Below are 17,959 nucleotides of genomic sequence, written 5' to 3'. Positions count from 1 at the left end.
TGAGCCTGCCCACCGCCTACGTGTTGGGGGGGTGTCGTCGCTTCGCCGGCGGCTGCGCGGCCCCGGCGGCCGTGCGCGTGCGTTGTGGCGGCACGGCCGACGGGCCCGCCGGCCGTGCCGCCGCGGTGATCGAGTACTGTCCGCCGTGGCCGGGCGTCGCCCCCGGCACGCGCAATCCGGCCGTGGAGTGGGAGGGGCGCAGCGCCCAGCGCGGCGAGGAGGGCGGCACGGCGGCCGAGGTGCTCCTGAGGCGTACCGTGCTCACGGACTCCACCCTGGCGACCGTCGGCAACGCGGTCCGGTGCCTGATGCACGCCGGCAGGCCGGAGGCGGCGGGCCACTGGGCCGACGTCTTCGTCCGGGAAGCGGAGCGGCGCGGCGCGGACGGCTGGTACGCGACGTTCGCGGGCATCAAGGCCGAGTTGGCGCTGTTGACCGGGGACCTGCCGGCAGCGGAGCGGTACGCCCGACGCGGCATCGACCGGCTGCCCAAGCAGAAGCTGGGGGCGCTCGCCGGCGGGTTGATCGCGGCCCAGGTGCTGGCCCTCACCCAGATGGGGGAGTACGAGGCCGGGGCGCGCTGGTTCGAACAGCCGGTGCCGGACGACCTGTTGACCAGCGAGTACGGACTGACGTACCTGCGCTCCCGGGGCTGCTACCACCTGGTCACCAACCGGCTCAGCAGCGCGCTGAACGACTTCCTGGCCGTGGGTCGCAGGGTGCGGGACTGGGGCATCGACCAACCGCAGTGGATCCCCTGGCGCGGCGATGCGGCCGAGGCGCTGCTGCGGCTCGGCGAGACGACGGAGGCCGAGCAACTGCTCAGCGAGCAACTGGCGCTCTTGCCGGCCGGGCACGATCGCGTGCAGGGCATCACGCTGAGGCTGTTCAGCGCGACCGTGGACGTCCGCAGGCGCCCCGCTCTGCTGGTGCGGGCGGTGGCCCTGTTGCAGAGCTCGGGCGATCGGCTGCAACTCGCGCATGCATTGGGGGAGTTGGCGGAGAGCTACCGCTGGCTGGGGGAGGGCGGTCGGGCCTGGGCGGCCCTGAGCCGGGCGAAGGAGCTGGCCGAGGAGTGCGGAGCCGGGCCCCTGTGCGATTCCCTGCGGTCCCAGGAAGGTCTCCAGGGTGAAGAGGAGCCGGGGGACGACTGCTGCGACGGCGGCGGCGATGACGACCGGGTGCCCCGGGTCGTCGCCGAGGGGGTCATGGGCAACCAGTGGGACGGCGGCTGGCGGACCAGGCTCAGCAACTCCGAGAAGCGGGTGGCCGCCCTCGCCGCCGGCGGACACACCAACCGCGACATCTCCTCCCAGCTGCACATCACCGTGAGCACGGTCGAGCAGCACCTGACCCGGATCTACCGGAAGCTGCGGATCCGGGGCCGTGATCAGCTCCCGGTCGACCTCCAGTTCCGTGACGACCCCGCCAAGAGCACCCCCTGCCGGACGCTCCCCTGACGCAGGGGGTCGGCCCCCGATCCCGGGCGCCGAGGGCGGCTGTTGCCGCGTCCCCGAGCAAGGCTGCTGACTGGCTGTTCAGTTGACGGCGACGGCTGGATTCATCTCCCGAGGGCGCGGAAGCCGGCCCGGGCATCCGGATTCCCTTCCTGTAGCGGGACTGAGGATTCGGCAAACGACTCTCCGCGGCACCGCGGATAATAGGAGTCGAAGGGTTCGCCGAGCGCAACCCCTAAAAAACCCCTACGGGGGCGCACGGGCAAGACTTACGTCGCCTTAACGCGTTTAGTTAGCAAGCTGCTGCTAATCTTCCGATCATGCCATTTGGGCAAGCGGATAATTTTCCCATGCGTCCGGCTGATCTGGTGTCACTGGGAGCGCTGACCACCCTCGTTCCACGAGCAGTGCTGGACGAGGCGATCGGTGTCCTCGGAGCCCAGGAGCAGCGCGTCCGGAAGCTACCGGCGCATGTCGTCGTGTATTTGCTGATGGGGCTGTGCCTGTATGCCGACGACGACTACGAGAGGGTCGCCGAGAAGCTCGCCGGGGTGATGTCCTACGGCGGCGAGAGTCGCTGGCGGGCGCCCACCCGGGGGGCCATCACCCAGGCGCGGCAGCGGCTCGGTGCGGCGCCGGTGCAGGAGGTGTTCGCCCGTCTCGCCCAGCCGGTCGCCACGGCCTCCACCCCCGATGCGTTCCTCGGGCGATGGCGGCTGATGACGGTCGACGCCTTCGGTCTCGACGTCCCCGACACCCCGGCGAACGTCGAGGAGTTCGGCGGGCGCGATCCGCGGGGCGCCCTCCCGCGGGCACATGTGGTGGCCATCAGCGAGCGCGCCAGCCGTGCCCCGGTCGCAGCCGACATCGTGCGCCGGCCGATGCCCGGCCCAACCCTCCCTCCATCGCTGTACCGGCAGCTCACCCGCACCATGCTGGTCCTGGCTGACCAGGGCTTCTACAGTTACGACGGTTGGCGGCTGGCGCGCGCCAGCGGAGCCGAGCTGTTGTGGAGCACCCCGGTCGACCTCTGTCCGGAGCACGTGCGCGACCTGGCCGACGGCTCCTGGCTCGGGCTGATCGCCGACCGCGGATTGGGTCTGCCGCGGATGGCGCAACTGCGCTCCGCCGCCCGGGCCGGTGAGGAGTTGGACCCCGCGGAGGCGTCCGTGGTCCGCGTGGTCGACTACGTGCTGCCCGCGGCGACGGCCCGGGAGGTGCACCTGTGCACGTCCCTGCTCGACCCGGCCGACGCCACCGCGAGGGAGGTGGCCGGCACCTGGCAGCGGTGGCGGGACGAGAAGGAGGCGGCCCGGACGCCGGCCCGCCCGAACGGCTCCCGGGTGCTGCGCTCGCGCAGCCCCGAGTTGGTCCGCCAGGAGATCTGGGCCCTGCTGCTGACCCACTGGGCGCAGAGCGCCCTGATGTGCCGGGCCGTCACCAACACCGGAGTCGGGCCCTTCCCCGTCGAGATCCAAAGCGCCCTGCGCTTATCTAAACGGCGTCGACACGTGCTCTCGACGTGCGACGGTTTGGCGAAATCTCTAGGGTAGACACCCGCTGACGGTTCGAGTGAATATATGTACGGCTGTAGCGTGCAGTGAATCCCGGGGCAGCCGGGTGGCACGCCCGATTCACCTCCAGTTTGATATCCGTTCAGTTCACATGGCGTCAGTTTCGCTTTTTGGGCGTAATCAAAGACCGCTTGGGTACTGGAAGGCGCATTTTCGGGGCGAAATTTGGACCGTCTTCGACGTTCGCGATGGTTTCCGTATCTCCGCTCCGGCGAAAGACGCCTTCATCGAGAGGACTGCTTGGTGAGATACGAGATCCTTGGACCGTTGAGAGTGGTGCGCGACGACACCGGAGCGACGATTAGCGCACGAAAGATCGAGACCGTGTTGATGGTCCTCTTGCTCAGGGCCGACCGCGTCGTCGCCTCGGACACCTTGATGAACGAGATCTGGGGAGACGAACTGCCCCGTCGCGTGACCGCGTGTCTGCACGTCTACATATCCCAGCTGCGCAAGTTCCTCCAGCGGCCCGGCCGGAAGGACAACCCGGTCGTCACGCAGCCCTCCGGCTATCTGCTACGCCTGGGCGAGGACGAACTGGATCTCAACGACTTCCTGACCCTGATGGACGGAGGGCGGGAGCTGGCGCGTGAGGGTCGCCACGAGCAGGCGGCCCGGCGGTTCGACAAGGCGCTGCGCCTGTGGCGCGGCCCCTTCCCCGGCGAGCTCTACAAGGGCCCGGCGATCAGCGGCTTCGTCACCTGGCTCACGGAGGAGCGGCTGGAGTGCCTCGAACGCCTCGTCGAGTCACAGCTCGCGCTGGGCCGACACCGCGAAGTAGTGGGACAGCTGTACCGCCTGATCGCGGAGAACCCGTTGCGGGAGGCGTTCTACCGGCAGCTGATGCTGGCGCTGTACCGCTCGGAACGACAGGGCGACGCGCTGAAGACGTACCAGAACGCGCGTCAGATGCTCCGGGAAGAGCTGGGCGTGGAACCGTGCCGATCGCTGCGGGACCTACAACGCGACATCCTCGCCGCCGACGACCGCCTCTACGTGCCCGCGATCTGACCCGGGCCCGTGCTCCGACCGTGCGGCCGGGCGCTGCGGGCGGGTGGTGGACCTCGGTGGGTCCGCCACCCGCCCGGCATCCCGCCGGACAGGCCGTTTCGAAGGGCGTCCTGCGGCGTCAGCCGGTGCGCGCGGGCAGCAGGTTGTCCGAGATCACCTTCATGATCGCGGCCTGGTGGTTGGTCAGGTAGAAGTGACCGCCGGTGAAGACGTGCAGATCGAACACGCCCTCGGTGTGGTCGCGCCAGGAGTCCGCCTCGTCCACCGTGACCTTGGGGTCGTCGTCGCCGACCAGGCCGATCACCGGGCAGCGCAGCCGCTCACCCGGTTCGTAGACGTACGTCTCCACCGCCCGGTAGTCCGCCCGGATCGCGGGCAGCACCATCCTCAGCAGGTCCTCGTCGCCCAGCACCTGGGAGTCGGTGCCGCTCAGGCGCTTCAACTCGGCGATGACGCCGTCGTCGCCCAGGCGGTGCACGTTCTCCTCGCGGTGCCGGGACGGCGCGCGGCGGCCCGAGGCGAACAGCGCCTCCAGCACGACGCCGTGCCGGGCCTCCAGCCGTCGGGCCACCTCGAAGGCGAGTGTCGCGCCCATGCTGTGCCCGAACAGCGCCAGGGGCTGGTCGAGCCAGGGTTCAAGCACCCGGGCGACCTCGTCGGCCAACTCCGGGATGGTGGCGACGCTCGGTTCCCTGCGGCGGTCCTGACGGCCCGGGTACTGGATCGCCAGTACGTCGATGGGGCTCGGCGCGGCGTGGGCCACGGGGAGGTAGAAGGACGCGGAGCCGCCCGCGTGGGGCAGACAGACGAGTCTGAGCCCACTGTCGTCGCGGGGGTTGAACCGCCTGACCCACAGTTTGTTTTCCTCATCCTTGCCGGTCACGACAGGGGCCGATCCTTCCTCGAAGCCGCCACTTGGTCCGGGTCTGTTTCGGACATGAGCCTTCCGAACGATATTCGCGGCCCCGACGGGCGAACCACCCCTATCGACCCCTCAATGCACTCGTACGCCCCCCGTGCCCCGTCCCCCTCGCCGGCCCGCCCGGCTTCAGGGTGCGTCGTCCGGCAGCAGGAACCGTAGGGACAGCGCGCTGGCCGCGAGCGGCGTCGGGCGGCCGTGCCGCATCAGCGCCACTTCCTGGACGGCCGCGTTCGCCGCCGCCGTCAGCACCCGCGCCTCCGTCTCCTCCAAGTCGGGGCGCACCTCCAGCAGCACCGCCGAGCACACCTGCCGCACGTCCCGCAGCCGCCGCTGGATGCGGGTGCCGTCGTACGCGGGGAGCGCGTCGCCCTCCCGGGTGCCCACGGCGATCACGTCGGCATCCGCGAACACCGTGTCCGCGTACGAGCGCGAGATCAACCGCAGCGCCTCCCGGGCCGACCCCGCCTCCTGAAGGGCCCGCTCCACGGAGGTCTCCAGCTTGGCCGCGGCGTGGTCGCAGGCGTCCACCAGGATCTCCGCCTTGCTGTCGTACGTGCCGTACACCGTCGGTCCCGAAATCCCGGCCGCCCGCCCGATCTGGTCGATGCCCACGCCGTGATAGCCGTACTGGCGGAACAGCGTCGCCGCGACGTCCCGGATCTCCTCGCGGCGCGAGCGCGGCGGGGTCCACTTCCGCCGCCGCGGCCGGTCGCCGGCCGCCGGGCCCGGCCCGGCCGGCGCCACCAGCAGGGCCCACAGCGAGTCGGTGACGCGCTCGGCGACGCGCGGGTTCGGCGGGTGGTGCGCCCTGCGGGCGAGCAGCGCCAGCACCCCGTTGACGGCCCGTTTGCGGACCCTGGCCTCGGCGGGCGAGACCGCCGGTCGGGCCTCGTGCACGGCCCGCTCCCACAGCCGGGCGACCTCCGCCTCCCCGGCGCTCAGCTCCCCGGCCGCCTCCTGCGACAGCGAAGCCCGGTCGCGCACGTACGCAACGACGAGCGTCGGGTGGGCCAGAGTGACGTCCACCGTGCTCCGGACCACCTCGCGCAGCCGCTCCTCGGGACCGCCCCCGACTCCGCCCGGCCCCGGCAGGGCCGGTCGGGCGGCCTGGTCGAAGCGGGCCAGCGCGTCCTGGAGCACGGACCGCAGGAGGTCCTCCTTGCCACTGAAGTGCCGGTAGATCGCCCCGGGGGTGACGCCGACGCGTTCGGCGATGTCCCCGACACCGGTGGCGGCGTACCCCCGTTCGGCGAACAACTCGGCCGCGACCCGCGCGATGATCGCCCGGCGGTCCTTGGGCCGCCGGGCGCGCACGGGCGCCCGGCCGTGGCTGTCCTCGACGGCTCCGGCCGGACCGCCGCGTGCCGCGCGCCCGGCGCGCCCGCTCTGGGTCATGCCGCCCACTCCCGTTTCCCGGCCCGCCCGACGGCCGGCCCCGGTGCAGAACCTACCGTCAGCACCTACGGACGGATACCCGCACGTCCGGTTCCGCCGCAGGTCCGGGGCGGTACGGGGCCCGATGGCGCCCCGTCGGCCGGTGACCGGCCGTCCCCGCACGGACACCCCGGCCGGCGCCACCCCGCTGCGCCCAGACCTGCCCGTTCGGGTGAACACAACGCGCGTCCCCGCACCCCCGCGGGCTCGAATGGGGTGATGACGGCGCCTCCCGACGACTGCCTGGCACGCAACGAGTGGATCTGCGGCGCCTATCTGTCCTCCCGCCGGGAGATCCTGTGGGACGCCACCCTCCAGCACCTCCAACTCACCTTCGTCTCCGTCGGCCTCGCGCTCGTCATCGCCGTCCCGCTGGCCGTCGCCGCCCGCCGCTGGAAGCTCGCGACCGGGCCGGTGCTGGGCGTGACCACGGTCCTCTACACCATTCCCTCCCTCGCCATGTTCTCGCTGCTGCTGCCGCTCTACGGACTGTCCGCCGCACTGGTCATCGCCGGGCTCGTGCTCTACTCCCTGACCCTGCTGGTGCGCAACGTCCTCGCCGGGCTCCGGGCCGTCCCCGAGGAGACCCGACAGGCCGCCCGCGGCATGGGGTACGGCCCGGTGCGCCTGCTGCTCGCCGTCGAACTGCCGCTCGCGCTGCCGGCGTCCATGGCGGGGTTGAGGATCGCGACCGTCTCTGCGGTCTCCCTGGCCACGATCGGCGCGATCGTCGGCCACGGGGGTCTCGGCAACCTCATCTACTCGGGCATGAACACCTACTTCAAGGCCCAGGTGCTCACCGCGTCCGTGCTGTGCGTGGTGATCGCCGTCGCCGCCGACCTCGCCCTGCTGCTGGTGCAGCGCTGCGCCACGCCGTGGGCGAGGCCGCAGAAGGGGGCGCCGGCGTGAACACCCTCGCAGCGGCCTGGGACTGGCTGACCGACGGAGCGAACTGGAGCGGAGACGGCGGCATCGCCGAACGGCTCGTCGAGCACCTGTACCTCACTGCCGTCTGCCTCGGGCTGAGCTGTCTGATCGCCCTCCCGACCGCACTGGTCCTCGGCCACCTCGGCAAGGGAGGGGCGCTCGCCGTCAACATCTCCAACGCCGGCCGAGCGGTGCCCACCTTCGCGGTACTGGTGCTGCTCCTGCTCAGCCCGCTCGGCGACTTCGGCTCCTGGCCCACCGTCATCGCGCTGGTGCTGTTCGCCGTGCCGCCGCTGCTGACCAACGCGTACACCGGGATGCGCGGCGTGGACCAGGACGTCGTACGCGCCGCGCGAGGCATGGGCATGACCGGGATGCAGGTCCTGCGGGGCGTCGAGGTCCCGCTGGCGACGCCGCTGATCCTCACCGGGGTACGGATCGCCGCGGTGCAACTGGTGGCGACCGCGACGATCGCGGCGCTGGCCGGCGGCGGCGGGCTCGGCCGCATCATCACCGCCGGGTTCAACCTCGCCTCCACGCCGCAGGTGGTCGCGGGCGCCGTCCTCGTCGCGGCCCTCGCACTGGCCATCGAGGGGCTGTTCGTCCTGGCGCAACGGCTGGCGCCGAGCCGGGGCGTCCGCACGGGCGGCTCCTGATGGGCCGCCGCCGACCCCCGCCCACGACCCGCCGCCGTCCCGTGCTCCAGCTCGTCCTGCTCGCTCTGACGGTGATCGCCGGCTGCTCGACCGGGCCCTCGCTGGAGAACCGCAGCGAGATCAGCGCACCGCCGGGGGACAGCAAGCACCTGACGATCGGCTCAGCGGGCTTCACCGAGAGCGATCTGCTCGCCCAGATGTACGCACTGCTCCTGGACCGGGCCGGGTACGGCACCCGGATCCTGTCCGTCACCAACCGGGAGATCTACGAGCCCGCCCTGGAGAGCGGCCGAATCGACGTCGTCCCCGAGTACGCCGCGACCTTCGCGGACTGGTTGAACGCCAAGGTGAACGGGGCCGACGCGCCTCCGGTCGGCTCGCCCGACCTCACCGCCACCATGACCGCGCTGCGGCGGCTGGCCGCCCCCCGCGGCCTCACCGTCCTCGACCCCGGCCGGGCCGTCGACCAGAACGCCTTCGCCGTCGCCCGTTCGTACGCAGCCGAACACGACCTCAAGACCCTCAGCGACCTCGGCCGCTCCGGTCTCCCGGTGCGGCTCGCGGCCGGTGACGAATGCGTTCAGCGGCCGTACTGCGAGCCCGGTCTGAAGAAGACGTACGGCATCGACATCACCGGAGTCGACCCCAAAGGAGTGGGGACGACCCAGGCCAAGCAGGCCGTGCAGAGCGGCCGGGACCAGATGGTGCTCACCACCACGACCGACGCGACGCTGGACCAGTTCGACCTGGTGCTGCTCGCCGACGACAAGCACCTGCAGAACGCCGACTACATCGTGCCCGTGGTCAACCGGGCGCGCGCGGGCTCCAGCGGGGTCACCACGGCGCTCGGGCGCCTGAACACCGTGCTGACGACCGAGGACCTGGCGGCGATGAACGAAGAGGTCGACAGCTGGCGACGGCTGCCGGAGGACGTCGCCCGCACCTATCTGACGTCGAAGGGCCTGCTGTGAGCCGGGGAGGGACGACGCCTCAGGCGTGCCCCAGCTCGCCCGACACCTGCGGGGGAGCGGTGTGCAACTGCTCCAGACGCCGCTGGAGGACCCGCAGGGCCCCGCGCTGACGGCCCGGCACCCGGCGGCGCAGCGCGACCAGGCGCGGTGCGAGCCGTCTGGCCCCCTCCCGGTCCCGGATCTGCTCCCACTGGTGGTGCGCGCGGTCCACCGCCCCTTCCACGTCGGGGTCGTCGACAGTCTGGTGCCGGGCCAGCCGGGCGTCCGCCGCGCCCATCCACAGCTCGCAGCTGAGGGCGGGATCGCCGGCGAGCCGGGCCAGGTCCGCCCGTACCTCCAGCCAGTGCACGGCCTGCGGCGAGCCGGGGCCGTACGTCCGCACCTCGTGCTGCTCCCAGGCCGAGGCGACGACGGCGGCCTCCTCGTGCCGCCCCGCCTGCGCGGCGGCCAGTATCGCGGGATGCGGGTCCTCGGGGGTGGGGGCGGGCTCCGGGGCCTTGGGGCCGGGGGCGCCCGCCGGTGCGTAGCCGACCGGCGGCACCGCGGTGGCCGGCGGCGGTGCCAGCAACAGCGCGCCCCCGGTGCCCGCTTGGAGCGCCGCCTGCTCGTGCAGCGCCGCGGGGTCGGGCCGCGCCCCGCTGCGCCAGATCGAGGCGCAGGCGGCGAGGTACGCCGGGACCGAGGGCTCGCGCCGCTGCGGCGGCGGTGCGACGCGCCCGTACAACCGGATCGCGGAGCCGAGCGCCAGCAGCTTGGGGCCCTCGGACGTGATGCGCTGCCACACCTCGGGCGCGGTGACCAGGTCCACCACCACCGTCGTCGTCCCCGGGCGGCGGATGGTCAGCTCGGAGGCGAGCCAGTGCCACGGCAGGGCGGTGTAGCGCAGGGTCGTCGCCGTGGTGCGGGCGAGCGCCAGGTGCGGCAACTGCTGCTTGCGGTCGAGTTGGAGCTGCCCGGCGACGTACAGGAACAGAGGTCCCTCGGACGCCGCTGCCGCCCGGATCCGCGTCAGGACCGTCTGCGGGTCCAACGGATCGGCCAACTCGACGACGGTCGCCGCTGCGGTGCCCGTCAGCGCACTCGGCGGCACCGCGGCGAGCGCGGGCAACACGGAACTGGCATCGACCAGACGCCCCTTGCCGACCGGCGCGGCTGCGATGAGCAGCGCGGTTCCCGACACGGTGGCGTCCCCTCCCCTGATCTGCACACCCAGCACGTTAGCCGAATCCGGAGACGGTGACGGCCCCGCACCCCGGTTCGACGGCGGTACCCGGGGTGTGACGGGTCGTCGTGTCAAGACGGCCGGGCCTCGGGCGCGGGGCGGTCGGCCCTCAAGTCCTTCGCCATCGCGTACTGCCGGCCGACGCCGTCCGGGGCGGGACCGCCGAGCTCCCCGGTCGGCAGGTAGCCGTGGCGTCGATACAGGGCGTCGGCCGACGGGTTGCCGGGGGCGACCAACAGCCGCAGCGAGCGGGCGCCCTGACGTAGGGCCCATTCCTCCACGGCCGCCACGAGGCGGTCGGCCACCCCCCGGCCCCGGGCCTCGGGCGCCACCCAGACCGAGCGGAGTTCGTACGCCGACTCCGTCCCGGTCCGCAGGCGCACGCCACGGGCCATGCCGACGGGGCGTGCGTTCACGTCCGCGACCAGGTTGTACGAGTCCGGGCCCGTCGACATCGCGCGCCAGCGGGCCTCCTCGCCGCGGTCCCAGTCGTCGACGCGGGAGCAGAAGGCGTGGGGTGCGTCGGCGACGGCCGTCCGACGCAGGTCCCGCCACAGCGGCCACTCCTCGTCGGCGACCACGCGCAGGGCGACCTGCTCGGAAGTCTCTTCGATCACCGGACGATTATCGTGCCGGACGTCAGGCGTCGGACACCGAGGTGAAGTCGACCGTACTCCGCGCCACTCCCTGGGCGTCCGCGTCCACCGATCTGCGCAGGGCCTCGTGGAGCTTCGCGGGTGTCAGCACGCCCACGAAGCGGTCGCCGTCGACCACCGCCACCCAGCCCGCGTCGTGCTGGAGCATCTCGCTGAACGCACGCTTGAGGGAGGCGCCGAGGGGAACCCACGCCTCCATGCGGCGGGCCAGGTCGCCGACGGCGCCCTGTTCGCCCGCGATGGCGAGGGCCTCCGCGGAGACCCAGCCGTGCAGATCGCCGTCCGCGCCCAGAACGACGGCCCAGCGGGCGCCCTGGGCGCGCATCCGGGTCGCGGCCGAGCGGGCGGACTCGTCGAGGCGGGCGATCGGCGGCTGTTCGAGGTCGTCCTCCTCGATCGTGGTCACCGACAGCCGCTTCAGGCCCCGGTCGGCGCCGACGAACCGCGCCACGTACTCCGTCGCGGGCGCCCCGAGCACGGTCGCCGGGGTGTCGTACTGCTCGATGCGGCCCTGTCCGTACACGGCGATCCGGTCGCCCATCCGCACGGCCTCCTCGATGTCGTGGGTGACCAGCAGCACCGTCTTGTGGACGGTGGCCTGGAGGCTCAGGAACTCGTTCTGCAGGTGCTCGCGGACCACCGGGTCGACCGCGCCGAAGGGCTCGTCCATCAGGAGCACGGGCGGGTCGGCGGCCAGGGCGCGGGCCACGCCGACCCGCTGGCGCTGGCCGCCGGAGAGCTGGGCCGGGTAGCGGGGGCCGTACGTCTTGGGGTCCAGGCCCACCAGGTCGAGGAGTTCGGCAGCCCTCGCGCGCGCCTTCGCCCTCTTCCAGCCGAGGAGCGCGGGGACGGTGGCGGTGTTGTCGAGGACGGTGCGGTGCGGGAAGAGCCCGGCCTGTTGGATGACGTAGCCGATGCGGCGGCGCAGGGCGACCGGGTCCACGGCGGAGACGTCCTCGCCGGCGACCTCGATGCGGCCCGAGGTCGGTTCGATCAGCCGGTTGACCATCATCATCGTGGTCGTCTTGCCGCAGCCGGAGGGGCCCACCAGGGTGACGAGTTCACCCTCGGCGACTTCGAAGGAGAGCTCGTCGACCGCCGTCGTGCCGTCCGGATAGACCTTGCTGACCTGCTCGAACCGGATCATGCCCCCACGCTAGGAGCGGGCGTGGACGGACGCACACGGGCCGGGACCGTCCGTGGCCGCTCCTAGCGGGTCGGACGGTGCCCGCCGGAGCGCTCATGCGTGCGGACCGCCGATCATTTCTTGTCATGACCCTTGCGACTCGGCGCGGCGACTGCTTCCATCCGGGTTAGGAAAGTTTCCTTTCAGTCTCGGTATCCCCACGAACCGTCACACATGGAGACGCCATGAAACCCCCACGTCATTGGGTGCGATCCCTGGGGGGCGCCGGAGTCGTCACCGCCGCCCTCCTCCTCGGCCTCACCGCCGCCCCGACCAGCTCCGCGGCGCCCGCCGCCGAGCCCGCGCCCGCCGCGGCGGCTGCGACACGACAGGGACCGGCGGTCGCCCCGGTGGTCCACGAAGCCGAGAGTGCGACCGTCTCGCAGGGTGCGGTGGAATCCAACCACCCGGGCTTCACCGGCAGCGGATTCGTCAACTACAACAACGTCAGCGGCAGTTACGTCGAGTGGACGGTGAACGCCGCCAAGGCCGGCAGCGCCAAGCTCACCTTCCGGTACGCCAACGGCACCAGCACCAACCGGCCGATGAGCATCGCCGTCAACGGCGCCGCCGCCGCGTCCGGCCAGTCGTTCCCCGCCACCGCCACGTGGCGCAGCTGGACGACCGCCACCGTGACCACGGACCTCAAGGCCGGCGCCAACACGGTGCGCGCCACCGCCACCACGGCCAACGGCGGCCCCAACGTCGACAGCCTCGCCGTCGACACCGGCGAGGGACCGGCCCCCGGCGGCGACACCCCCGTGGAGATCAACGGCCAGCTCAAGGTCTGCGGCACCAAGCTCTGCAACCAGGCGGGCAAGCCGATCCAGCTGCGCGGCATGTCCACGCACGGCCTCCAGTGGTACCCCCAGTGCGTGACCAACGGCTCCCTCGACGCCCTGGCCAACGACTGGAAGGCCGACGTCCTGCGGATCTCCATGTACATCCAGGAGGGCGGCTACGAGACCAACCCGCGCAAGTTCACCGACCTGGTCCACTCGATCATCGAGCAGGCCAGTGCGCGCGGCATGTACGCGATCGTCGACTGGCACATGCTCAACCCCGGCGACCCCAACGTCAACCTCGCCCGCGCCAAGACCTTCTTCACCGAGATCGCCCAGCGCCACAACAACAAGAAGAACGTGATCTACGAGATCGCGAACGAGCCCAGCGGCGTCTCCTGGTCGCGGATCAAGAGCTACGCCGAGCAGCTGATCCCGGTGATCCGCCAACAGGACGCGGACGCCCCGGTCCTCGTCGGCACCCGCGCCTGGTCGTCCCTCGGCGTCTCGGAGAGCTCGAACGAGTCCGAGGTCGTGAACAACCCGGTGAACGCGAGCAACATCATGTACACCTTCCACTTCTACGCCGACTCGCACCGGGAGGAGTACCTCAACACCCTCTCCCGCGCCGCCGACCGGATCCCGATGTTCGTCACCGAGTTCGGCACCCAGAACTACGCGGGCGAAGGCTCCAACAACTTCGCCTTCTCCCAGCGCTACCTCGACCTGATGGCGAGCAAGAAGATCAGCTGGGTCAACTGGAACTTCTCCGACGACCACCGCACCGGGGCCGTGTTCAAGACCGGCACCTGCAACAGCAACGGACCGTGGACCGGGACCTCCCAGCTGAAGGAGGCCGGCGTCTGGATCCGCGACCGGATGAGGACCCCGGACAACTTCCCGACCTCCTGACCTCCGACCTCTCCCGATCTCTCCCGACCTCTTGACCTCCTGACCGGCGACAGCACGCACCACCCGCGCCCGCCCTGGGACACCTCGTGTGATCCCATGGGCGGGCGTGCCCATGGACTGCCCATGGAAACGGCACGAACAACCGCGAGGCAGGAGCACCCTTGACCCCCTACCGGCAGCCAGGAGTCCGGCTCACCGACCACCGCTTCACCGTTCCGCTGGACCACGCGGACCCGGACGGGGAGACGCTGGAGCTGTTCGGACGCGAGGTCGTCGCACCCGCACACGCTGGTGACGACCTGCCCTGGCTGGTCTACTTGGAGGGCGGCCCCGGCTTCGGCGCCCCGCGCAGCATCGGCCGCGAGGCGTGGCTGGACCGGGCCCTCAAGGACCACCGCGTCCTGCTGCTCGACCACCGCGGCACCGGCGCCTCCACCCCGCAGAACCGACAGACCCTCGCACATCTGCCCACCCCCGCCGCCCAGGCCGACCACCTGGCCCGCTTCCGCGCCGACTCCATCGTCCGCGACTGCGAACTGGTGCGCGAGCGGCTCACCGGCGGCGCCCCCTGGAGCGTCCTGGGCCAGAGCTTCGGCGGCTTCTGCGCCACCCACTACCTGTCCGCCGCCCCCGAGGGGCTGCGGGAGGTCTTCATCACGGGTGGCCTGCCCTCGCTCGACCACCACGCCGACGACGTCTACCGGGCCGCGTACCCGCGCATCGAGCGCAAGGTGGCGGCCCACTACGAGCGCTACCCCATGGACGTGGAGCGCGCCCGCCGCATCACCGCGCACCTCGCCGAGCACCGCACCGTACTGCCCGGCGGCTACGTGCTCACCCCCGAGGCGTTCCAGTCCCTCGGCATCATGCTGGGCGTCGGCACCGGTACCCACCGCCTGCACCACCTGCTGGAGAACGCCTTCGTCCGGGCCGGCGACCGCCACGAACTGGCCGATGCCTTCCAGGAGTCCGTACTCGCCGCGCTGTCCTTCGCCGGCCACCCCATCTACGCCCTCCTGCACGAGGCCATCTACGGACAGGACGGGCGTCCCACCGCCTGGTCGGCCGAGCGCGTGCGCGCCGAGTTCCCGCAGTTCGACGCCCTCGCGGCGCTGGAGGGCGACGGACCCGTCCCGTTCACCGGCGAGACCATCCACCCCTGGCACTTCGACGTCGACCCGTCCCTGCGCCCCCTGACGGAGGCCGCCGAACTGCTGGCCGCCCGCACGGACTGGACGCCGCTGTACGACGCGGAGCGGCTGGCCGCCAACGAGGTGCCGGTGGCCGCGGCGATCTATCACGACGACATGTACGTCGACACCCAGCACTCGCTGCGCACCGCCCGCGCCATCCGCGGGCTGCGGACCTGGGTCACCGACGAGTACGAGCACGACGGCCAGCGGGCCGACGGACCGCGCGTCCTGGACCGGCTCATCGGCCTCGTCAGGGGAGAGGCGTAGAACCCGCCGGCGGCGCGCCAGGGGGTCGTATCCTGCGGGCATGATCGAAGCCACGGACCCCAGTGCCCAGCTCGAACCGATGCCCGAGGACTGGCGGCGCGCCCTCGCGGTCGTCGCGCACCCCGACGACCTGGAGTACGGCTGCGCCGCCGCCATCGCCGGCTGGACCGACGGCGGGCGGGAGGTCGCCTACCTCCTCGCCACCCGGGGCGAGGCGGGCATCGACACCCTCGCGCCCGCCGAGTGCGCCCCGCTGCGGGAGGGCGAGCAGCGTGCCAGCGCGGCCGTCGTCGGTGTCTCGACGGTCGAGTTCCTGGACCACCGGGACGGCGTCGTCGAGTACGGCACCGCGCTGCGCCGGGACATCGCGGCGGCGATCCGCCGCCACCGGCCCGAGCTCCTGATCACCCTCAACCACCGCGACACCTGGGGCGGCACGCACTGGAACACCCCCGACCACCGGGCGGTCGGCCGGGCGACCCTGGACGCGGCGGCGGACGCGGGCAACCGCTGGATCTTCCCCGAGCTGGTCGAGGAGCTGGGCCTCGAACCGTGGGACGGGGTGCGCTGGGTCGCCGTCGCCGGATCCACCTCGCCCACGCACGCCGTCGACGCCACGGCCGGCCTTGAGCGTTCCGTCGAGTCGTTGCTGGCGCACCGCACCTACATCGAGGTGCTGACGGACGAGGACCCGGAGGCGTACTGCCGCGCCTTCCTCGTCGGCAACGCCGAGGAGGCCGGGCGGCGCTTCGGCGGGCGGCCCGCCGTCACCTTCGAACTCTTCACGCGCTGACCAAAGCGCGCCAGTCGGACGACGGGCGGCCGGGCGGGTAGGGGCCGGGCGGAAATCCGATTGTCGTCGGCCGCACGGCGCGGTCACCATACCCGGATGGTCACTGACTCCCGTACGTCCGACCCGTTCCCCGGCGACGGCCGCGCCGGCATCGACGCAGCGCTCGTGCGCCGGTTGATCGCCGCCCAGTTCCCGCAGTGGAGCGCGCTGCCCGTGACGCCGGTGCAGCTCGACGGCTGGGACAACCGGACGTATCGACTCGGCGACGAGCTGACCGTACGGCTCCCGACGGCCGAGCAGTACGCCCTGGCGATCCCCAAGGAGACGACGTGGCTGCCGGTGCTCGCGCCGGCGTTGCCCGTGCCGATCCCGCCGATCGTGGCCCAGGGGGCGCCGGGCGAGGGCTATCCGTACGACTGGTCGGTCCGCGGCTGGCTGGACGGCGACGTCGCCCGCCCCGGCCGCATCGACCACCTGCCCGACTTCGCGGTGGCCGTCGGCGAGTTCCTGCTCGCGCTCCAGGCCGTCGACGCGACCGGCGGCCCCGCGGCGGGGCGGCACAGCTTCCACCGCGGCGCGCCCCCGGCCTTCTACGACGACGAGACCCGCGCCGCGCTCGCCGCGCTCACCGGGCGCGTCGACACGGAGCGGGCCGCCGGCGTCTGGCAGGAGGCGCTGGACGCGTCGCGGCAGGGGCAGCCCGTGTGGTTCCACGGCGACTTCGCCGTGAACAACCTGCTGACCAAGGACGGCCGGCTGGCCGCCGTCATCGACTTCGGCACCTGTGGCGTCGGGGACCCGGCCTGTGATCTGGTGATCGCCTGGACGCTGTTCTCCGGCGCCAGCCGCGAGGCGTTCCGGGACACCGTGGCCCAGGACGACGCCATGTGGGCCCGGGCCCGCGGCTGGGCCCTGTGGAAGGCCCTGATCTGCCTCGCGAAGGTCGTCGACGCCGAAGACGCCGATGACGCGGCCGAGGCCGAGGGCCACCGCCGCGTCATCGAAGAAGTCCTCGCCGACCGGGCGCGCCAGCGCTGAAGCCCGTGCCGTCCTCCGGCTGGGACGGCGTCAGGCCGCCGGCAGCTGGTCCGGGGTCGGGTACGAGTCCTGCGCGCCGGGGCGCGTCACCGCCGCCGATCCCACCCGCACCGCGTAGCCGGCCGCCGCGGCCAGGTCCTCGCCGAGGCCGAGCCGCCACGCCAGCGCGGCGGTGAAGGCGTCGCCCGCGCCGGTCGTGTCGACGGCCGTCACGCGCGGACTGTCGACCCGTACGCAGACCTCGGCACGGCCGTCGGCGACGATCGCGCCGGCCGACCCGAGGGTGACCACCACCGACCGCGGCCCGAGCGACAGCAGCCCGAGGACCCAGTCCCGCGGTTCGCCGCTGACGCTCGGGCCCAACAGCACCCGTGCCTCGTGCTCGTTGAGGACGAGCGGGTCGCAGGCCGCCAGGACCTCGGCGGGCAGGGCCGCGGGCGGCGAGGGGTTCAGGACGAAACGGCCCTCGGCGCCGAGCGTGCGCACCGTCTCGACGACGGCGTCCAGCGGGATCTCCAACTGCGTCGACACCACCCGCGCACCGCGCACCAGGGGCGCCGCGGCACGGACGTCGGCGGGGGAGAGCAGCGCGTTCGCACCCGGGGAGACCACGATGCTGTTGTCACCCGAGGGGTCCACGGTGATCAGCGCGACCCCGGTCGGCGCCCCGCCGACGAGCACCCCGTCGACGTCCACGCCCGCCGCCCGCTGGGAGGCGAGCAGCAGCCGCCCGTGCTCGTCGTCCCCGACCCGCGCGAGCAGGGCCGTACGGGCACCGAGGCGGGCGGCGGCCACCGCCTGGTTGGCGCCCTTGCCGCCCGGATGGACGGCGAGCGGGGAGCCGAGCACGGTCTCCCCGGCGCTCGGCCGCCGCTCCACACCGATCACCAGGTCGGCGTTGGCCGACCCCACGACCAGCAGTTCATGGACGTGCATCGTTCTCCCTCCCGTGGTCCGG

At 72.4% G+C, this 17,959-nt stretch carries 16 protein-coding genes; 10 read left to right on the top strand and 6 right to left on the bottom strand.

What is annotated here, in order from left to right; translation table 11 throughout:
- The 3 genes from ABZ842_RS34875 to ABZ842_RS34865 all read left to right on the top strand — a co-directional run.
- A partial coding sequence (locus ABZ842_RS34875; RefSeq protein WP_361546389.1) for a helix-turn-helix transcriptional regulator occupies positions 1-1,460 on the top strand: 1,460 nt, incomplete at its 5' end.
- A gap of 347 nt (positions 1,461-1,807) precedes the next feature.
- Positions 1,808-3,010 carry a transposase domain-containing protein gene (locus tag ABZ842_RS34870; RefSeq protein WP_361546386.1) on the top strand — a complete coding sequence of 401 codons (1,203 nt, stop codon included), beginning with the start codon at positions 1,808-1,810 and terminating at the stop codon, positions 3,008-3,010.
- 264 nt (positions 3,011-3,274) lie between these two features.
- Entirely contained in the window at positions 3,275-4,042 is a 768-nt protein-coding gene (locus ABZ842_RS34865; protein ID WP_361546383.1) for an AfsR/SARP family transcriptional regulator, read from the top strand.
- A gap of 118 nt (positions 4,043-4,160) precedes the next feature.
- On the opposite strand, the gene ABZ842_RS34860 is transcribed toward ABZ842_RS34865, so the two are convergent.
- Together ABZ842_RS34860 and ABZ842_RS34855 are read right to left on the bottom strand one after the other, a co-directional pair.
- Entirely contained in the window at positions 4,161-4,925 is a 765-nt protein-coding gene (locus ABZ842_RS34860; RefSeq protein ID WP_361546380.1) for an alpha/beta fold hydrolase, read from the bottom strand.
- A 165-nt stretch (positions 4,926-5,090) separates the two neighbouring features.
- Positions 5,091-6,359, bottom strand: a complete 1,269-nt coding sequence (locus ABZ842_RS34855; RefSeq protein ID WP_361546377.1) for a TetR family transcriptional regulator — start codon at positions 6,357-6,359, stop codon at positions 5,091-5,093.
- Positions 6,360-6,617: 258 nt separating this feature from the next.
- Between ABZ842_RS34855 and ABZ842_RS34850 the strand changes: the two genes are divergently transcribed.
- From ABZ842_RS34850 to ABZ842_RS34840, 3 genes are read left to right on the top strand one after another with little or no spacing between them, the layout of a single operon-like run.
- On the top strand, positions 6,618-7,307 hold the full coding sequence (locus tag ABZ842_RS34850) for an ABC transporter permease (protein WP_361546374.1): 690 nt from the start codon (positions 6,618-6,620) through the stop codon (positions 7,305-7,307).
- Complete coding sequence (locus ABZ842_RS34845) at positions 7,304-7,981, top strand: ABC transporter permease subunit (RefSeq protein ID WP_361546371.1); 678 nt, start codon at positions 7,304-7,306, stop codon at positions 7,979-7,981. The genes ABZ842_RS34850 and ABZ842_RS34845 overlap by 4 nt, the downstream gene beginning before the upstream one ends.
- A complete protein-coding gene (locus tag ABZ842_RS34840) occupies positions 7,981-8,952 on the top strand; it encodes an ABC transporter substrate-binding protein (protein WP_361546368.1) in 972 nt (323 codons plus the stop codon). Before ABZ842_RS34845 ends, ABZ842_RS34840 begins: the two co-directional genes overlap by 1 nt.
- A 19-nt stretch (positions 8,953-8,971) precedes the next feature.
- Here the strand turns inward: ABZ842_RS34840 and ABZ842_RS34835 are convergent, their stop codons facing one another.
- The 3 genes from ABZ842_RS34835 to ABZ842_RS34825 form a co-directional block, all read right to left on the bottom strand.
- Positions 8,972-10,168, bottom strand: a complete 1,197-nt coding sequence (locus ABZ842_RS34835) for a hypothetical protein (protein WP_361546365.1) — start codon at positions 10,166-10,168, stop codon at positions 8,972-8,974.
- A gap of 77 nt (positions 10,169-10,245) precedes the next feature.
- Entirely contained in the window at positions 10,246-10,791 is a 546-nt protein-coding gene (locus ABZ842_RS34830) for a GNAT family N-acetyltransferase (RefSeq protein WP_361546362.1), read from the bottom strand.
- A 22-nt stretch (positions 10,792-10,813) separates the two neighbouring features.
- Entirely contained in the window at positions 10,814-11,977 is a 1,164-nt protein-coding gene (locus ABZ842_RS34825; protein WP_361546359.1) for a betaine/proline/choline family ABC transporter ATP-binding protein, read from the bottom strand.
- A 224-nt stretch (positions 11,978-12,201) separates the two neighbouring features.
- Between ABZ842_RS34825 and ABZ842_RS34820 the strand changes: the two genes are divergently transcribed.
- The 4 genes from ABZ842_RS34820 (at position 12,202) to ABZ842_RS34805 (ending at position 17,001) form a co-directional block, all read left to right on the top strand.
- Positions 12,202-13,710 (top strand): cellulase family glycosylhydrolase, encoded by a 1,509-nt coding sequence (locus ABZ842_RS34820; protein WP_361546356.1) that lies wholly within the window; start codon positions 12,202-12,204, stop codon positions 13,708-13,710.
- 161 nt (positions 13,711-13,871) lie between these two features.
- Positions 13,872-15,170, top strand: a complete 1,299-nt coding sequence (locus tag ABZ842_RS34815; protein WP_361546353.1) for an alpha/beta fold hydrolase — start codon at positions 13,872-13,874, stop codon at positions 15,168-15,170.
- Between the two features lie 40 nt (positions 15,171-15,210).
- Entirely contained in the window at positions 15,211-15,963 is a 753-nt protein-coding gene (locus ABZ842_RS34810; RefSeq protein WP_361546350.1) for a PIG-L deacetylase family protein, read from the top strand.
- Positions 15,964-16,059: 96 nt separating this feature from the next.
- Complete coding sequence (locus ABZ842_RS34805; RefSeq protein WP_361546347.1) at positions 16,060-17,001, top strand: aminoglycoside phosphotransferase family protein; 942 nt, start codon at positions 16,060-16,062, stop codon at positions 16,999-17,001.
- A gap of 30 nt (positions 17,002-17,031) precedes the next feature.
- On the opposite strand, the gene ABZ842_RS34800 is transcribed toward ABZ842_RS34805, so the two are convergent.
- Positions 17,032-17,937: a ribokinase gene (locus ABZ842_RS34800; protein ID WP_361546344.1), complete on the bottom strand. Its 906-nt coding sequence runs from the start codon at positions 17,935-17,937 to the stop codon at positions 17,032-17,034.
- Between the last annotated feature and the right edge of the window lie 22 nt (positions 17,938-17,959).

The organism is Streptomyces sp. NPDC047315 (assembly GCF_040643215.1).
Classification (GTDB): domain Bacteria; phylum Actinomycetota; class Actinomycetes; order Streptomycetales; family Streptomycetaceae; genus Streptomyces.
Note: the sequence above shows the minus strand (reverse complement) of the source record. Positions and strands in the feature narration are given on the sequence as shown.

Excerpts from the sequence above, each read along its gene's own strand:
- ABZ842_RS34825 (WP_361546359.1), bottom strand. The coding sequence starts at position 11,977 with ATGATCCGGTTCGAGCAGGTCAGCAAGGTCTATCCGGACGGCACGACG.
- ABZ842_RS34855 (WP_361546377.1), bottom strand. The coding sequence starts at position 6,359 with ATGACCCAGAGCGGGCGCGCCGGGCGCGCGGCACGCGGCGGTCCGGCC.
- ABZ842_RS34850 (WP_361546374.1), top strand. The coding sequence starts at position 6,618 with ATGACGGCGCCTCCCGACGACTGCCTGGCACGCAACGAGTGGATCTGC.
- ABZ842_RS34820 (WP_361546356.1), top strand. The coding sequence starts at position 12,202 with ATGAAACCCCCACGTCATTGGGTGCGATCCCTGGGGGGCGCCGGAGTC.
- ABZ842_RS34840 (WP_361546368.1), top strand. The coding sequence starts at position 7,981 with ATGGGCCGCCGCCGACCCCCGCCCACGACCCGCCGCCGTCCCGTGCTC.
- ABZ842_RS34800 (WP_361546344.1), bottom strand. The coding sequence starts at position 17,937 with ATGCACGTCCATGAACTGCTGGTCGTGGGGTCGGCCAACGCCGACCTG.
- ABZ842_RS34810 (WP_361546350.1), top strand. The coding sequence starts at position 15,211 with ATGATCGAAGCCACGGACCCCAGTGCCCAGCTCGAACCGATGCCCGAG.
- ABZ842_RS34805 (WP_361546347.1), top strand. The coding sequence starts at position 16,060 with ATGGTCACTGACTCCCGTACGTCCGACCCGTTCCCCGGCGACGGCCGC.
- ABZ842_RS34870 (WP_361546386.1), top strand. The coding sequence starts at position 1,808 with ATGCGTCCGGCTGATCTGGTGTCACTGGGAGCGCTGACCACCCTCGTT.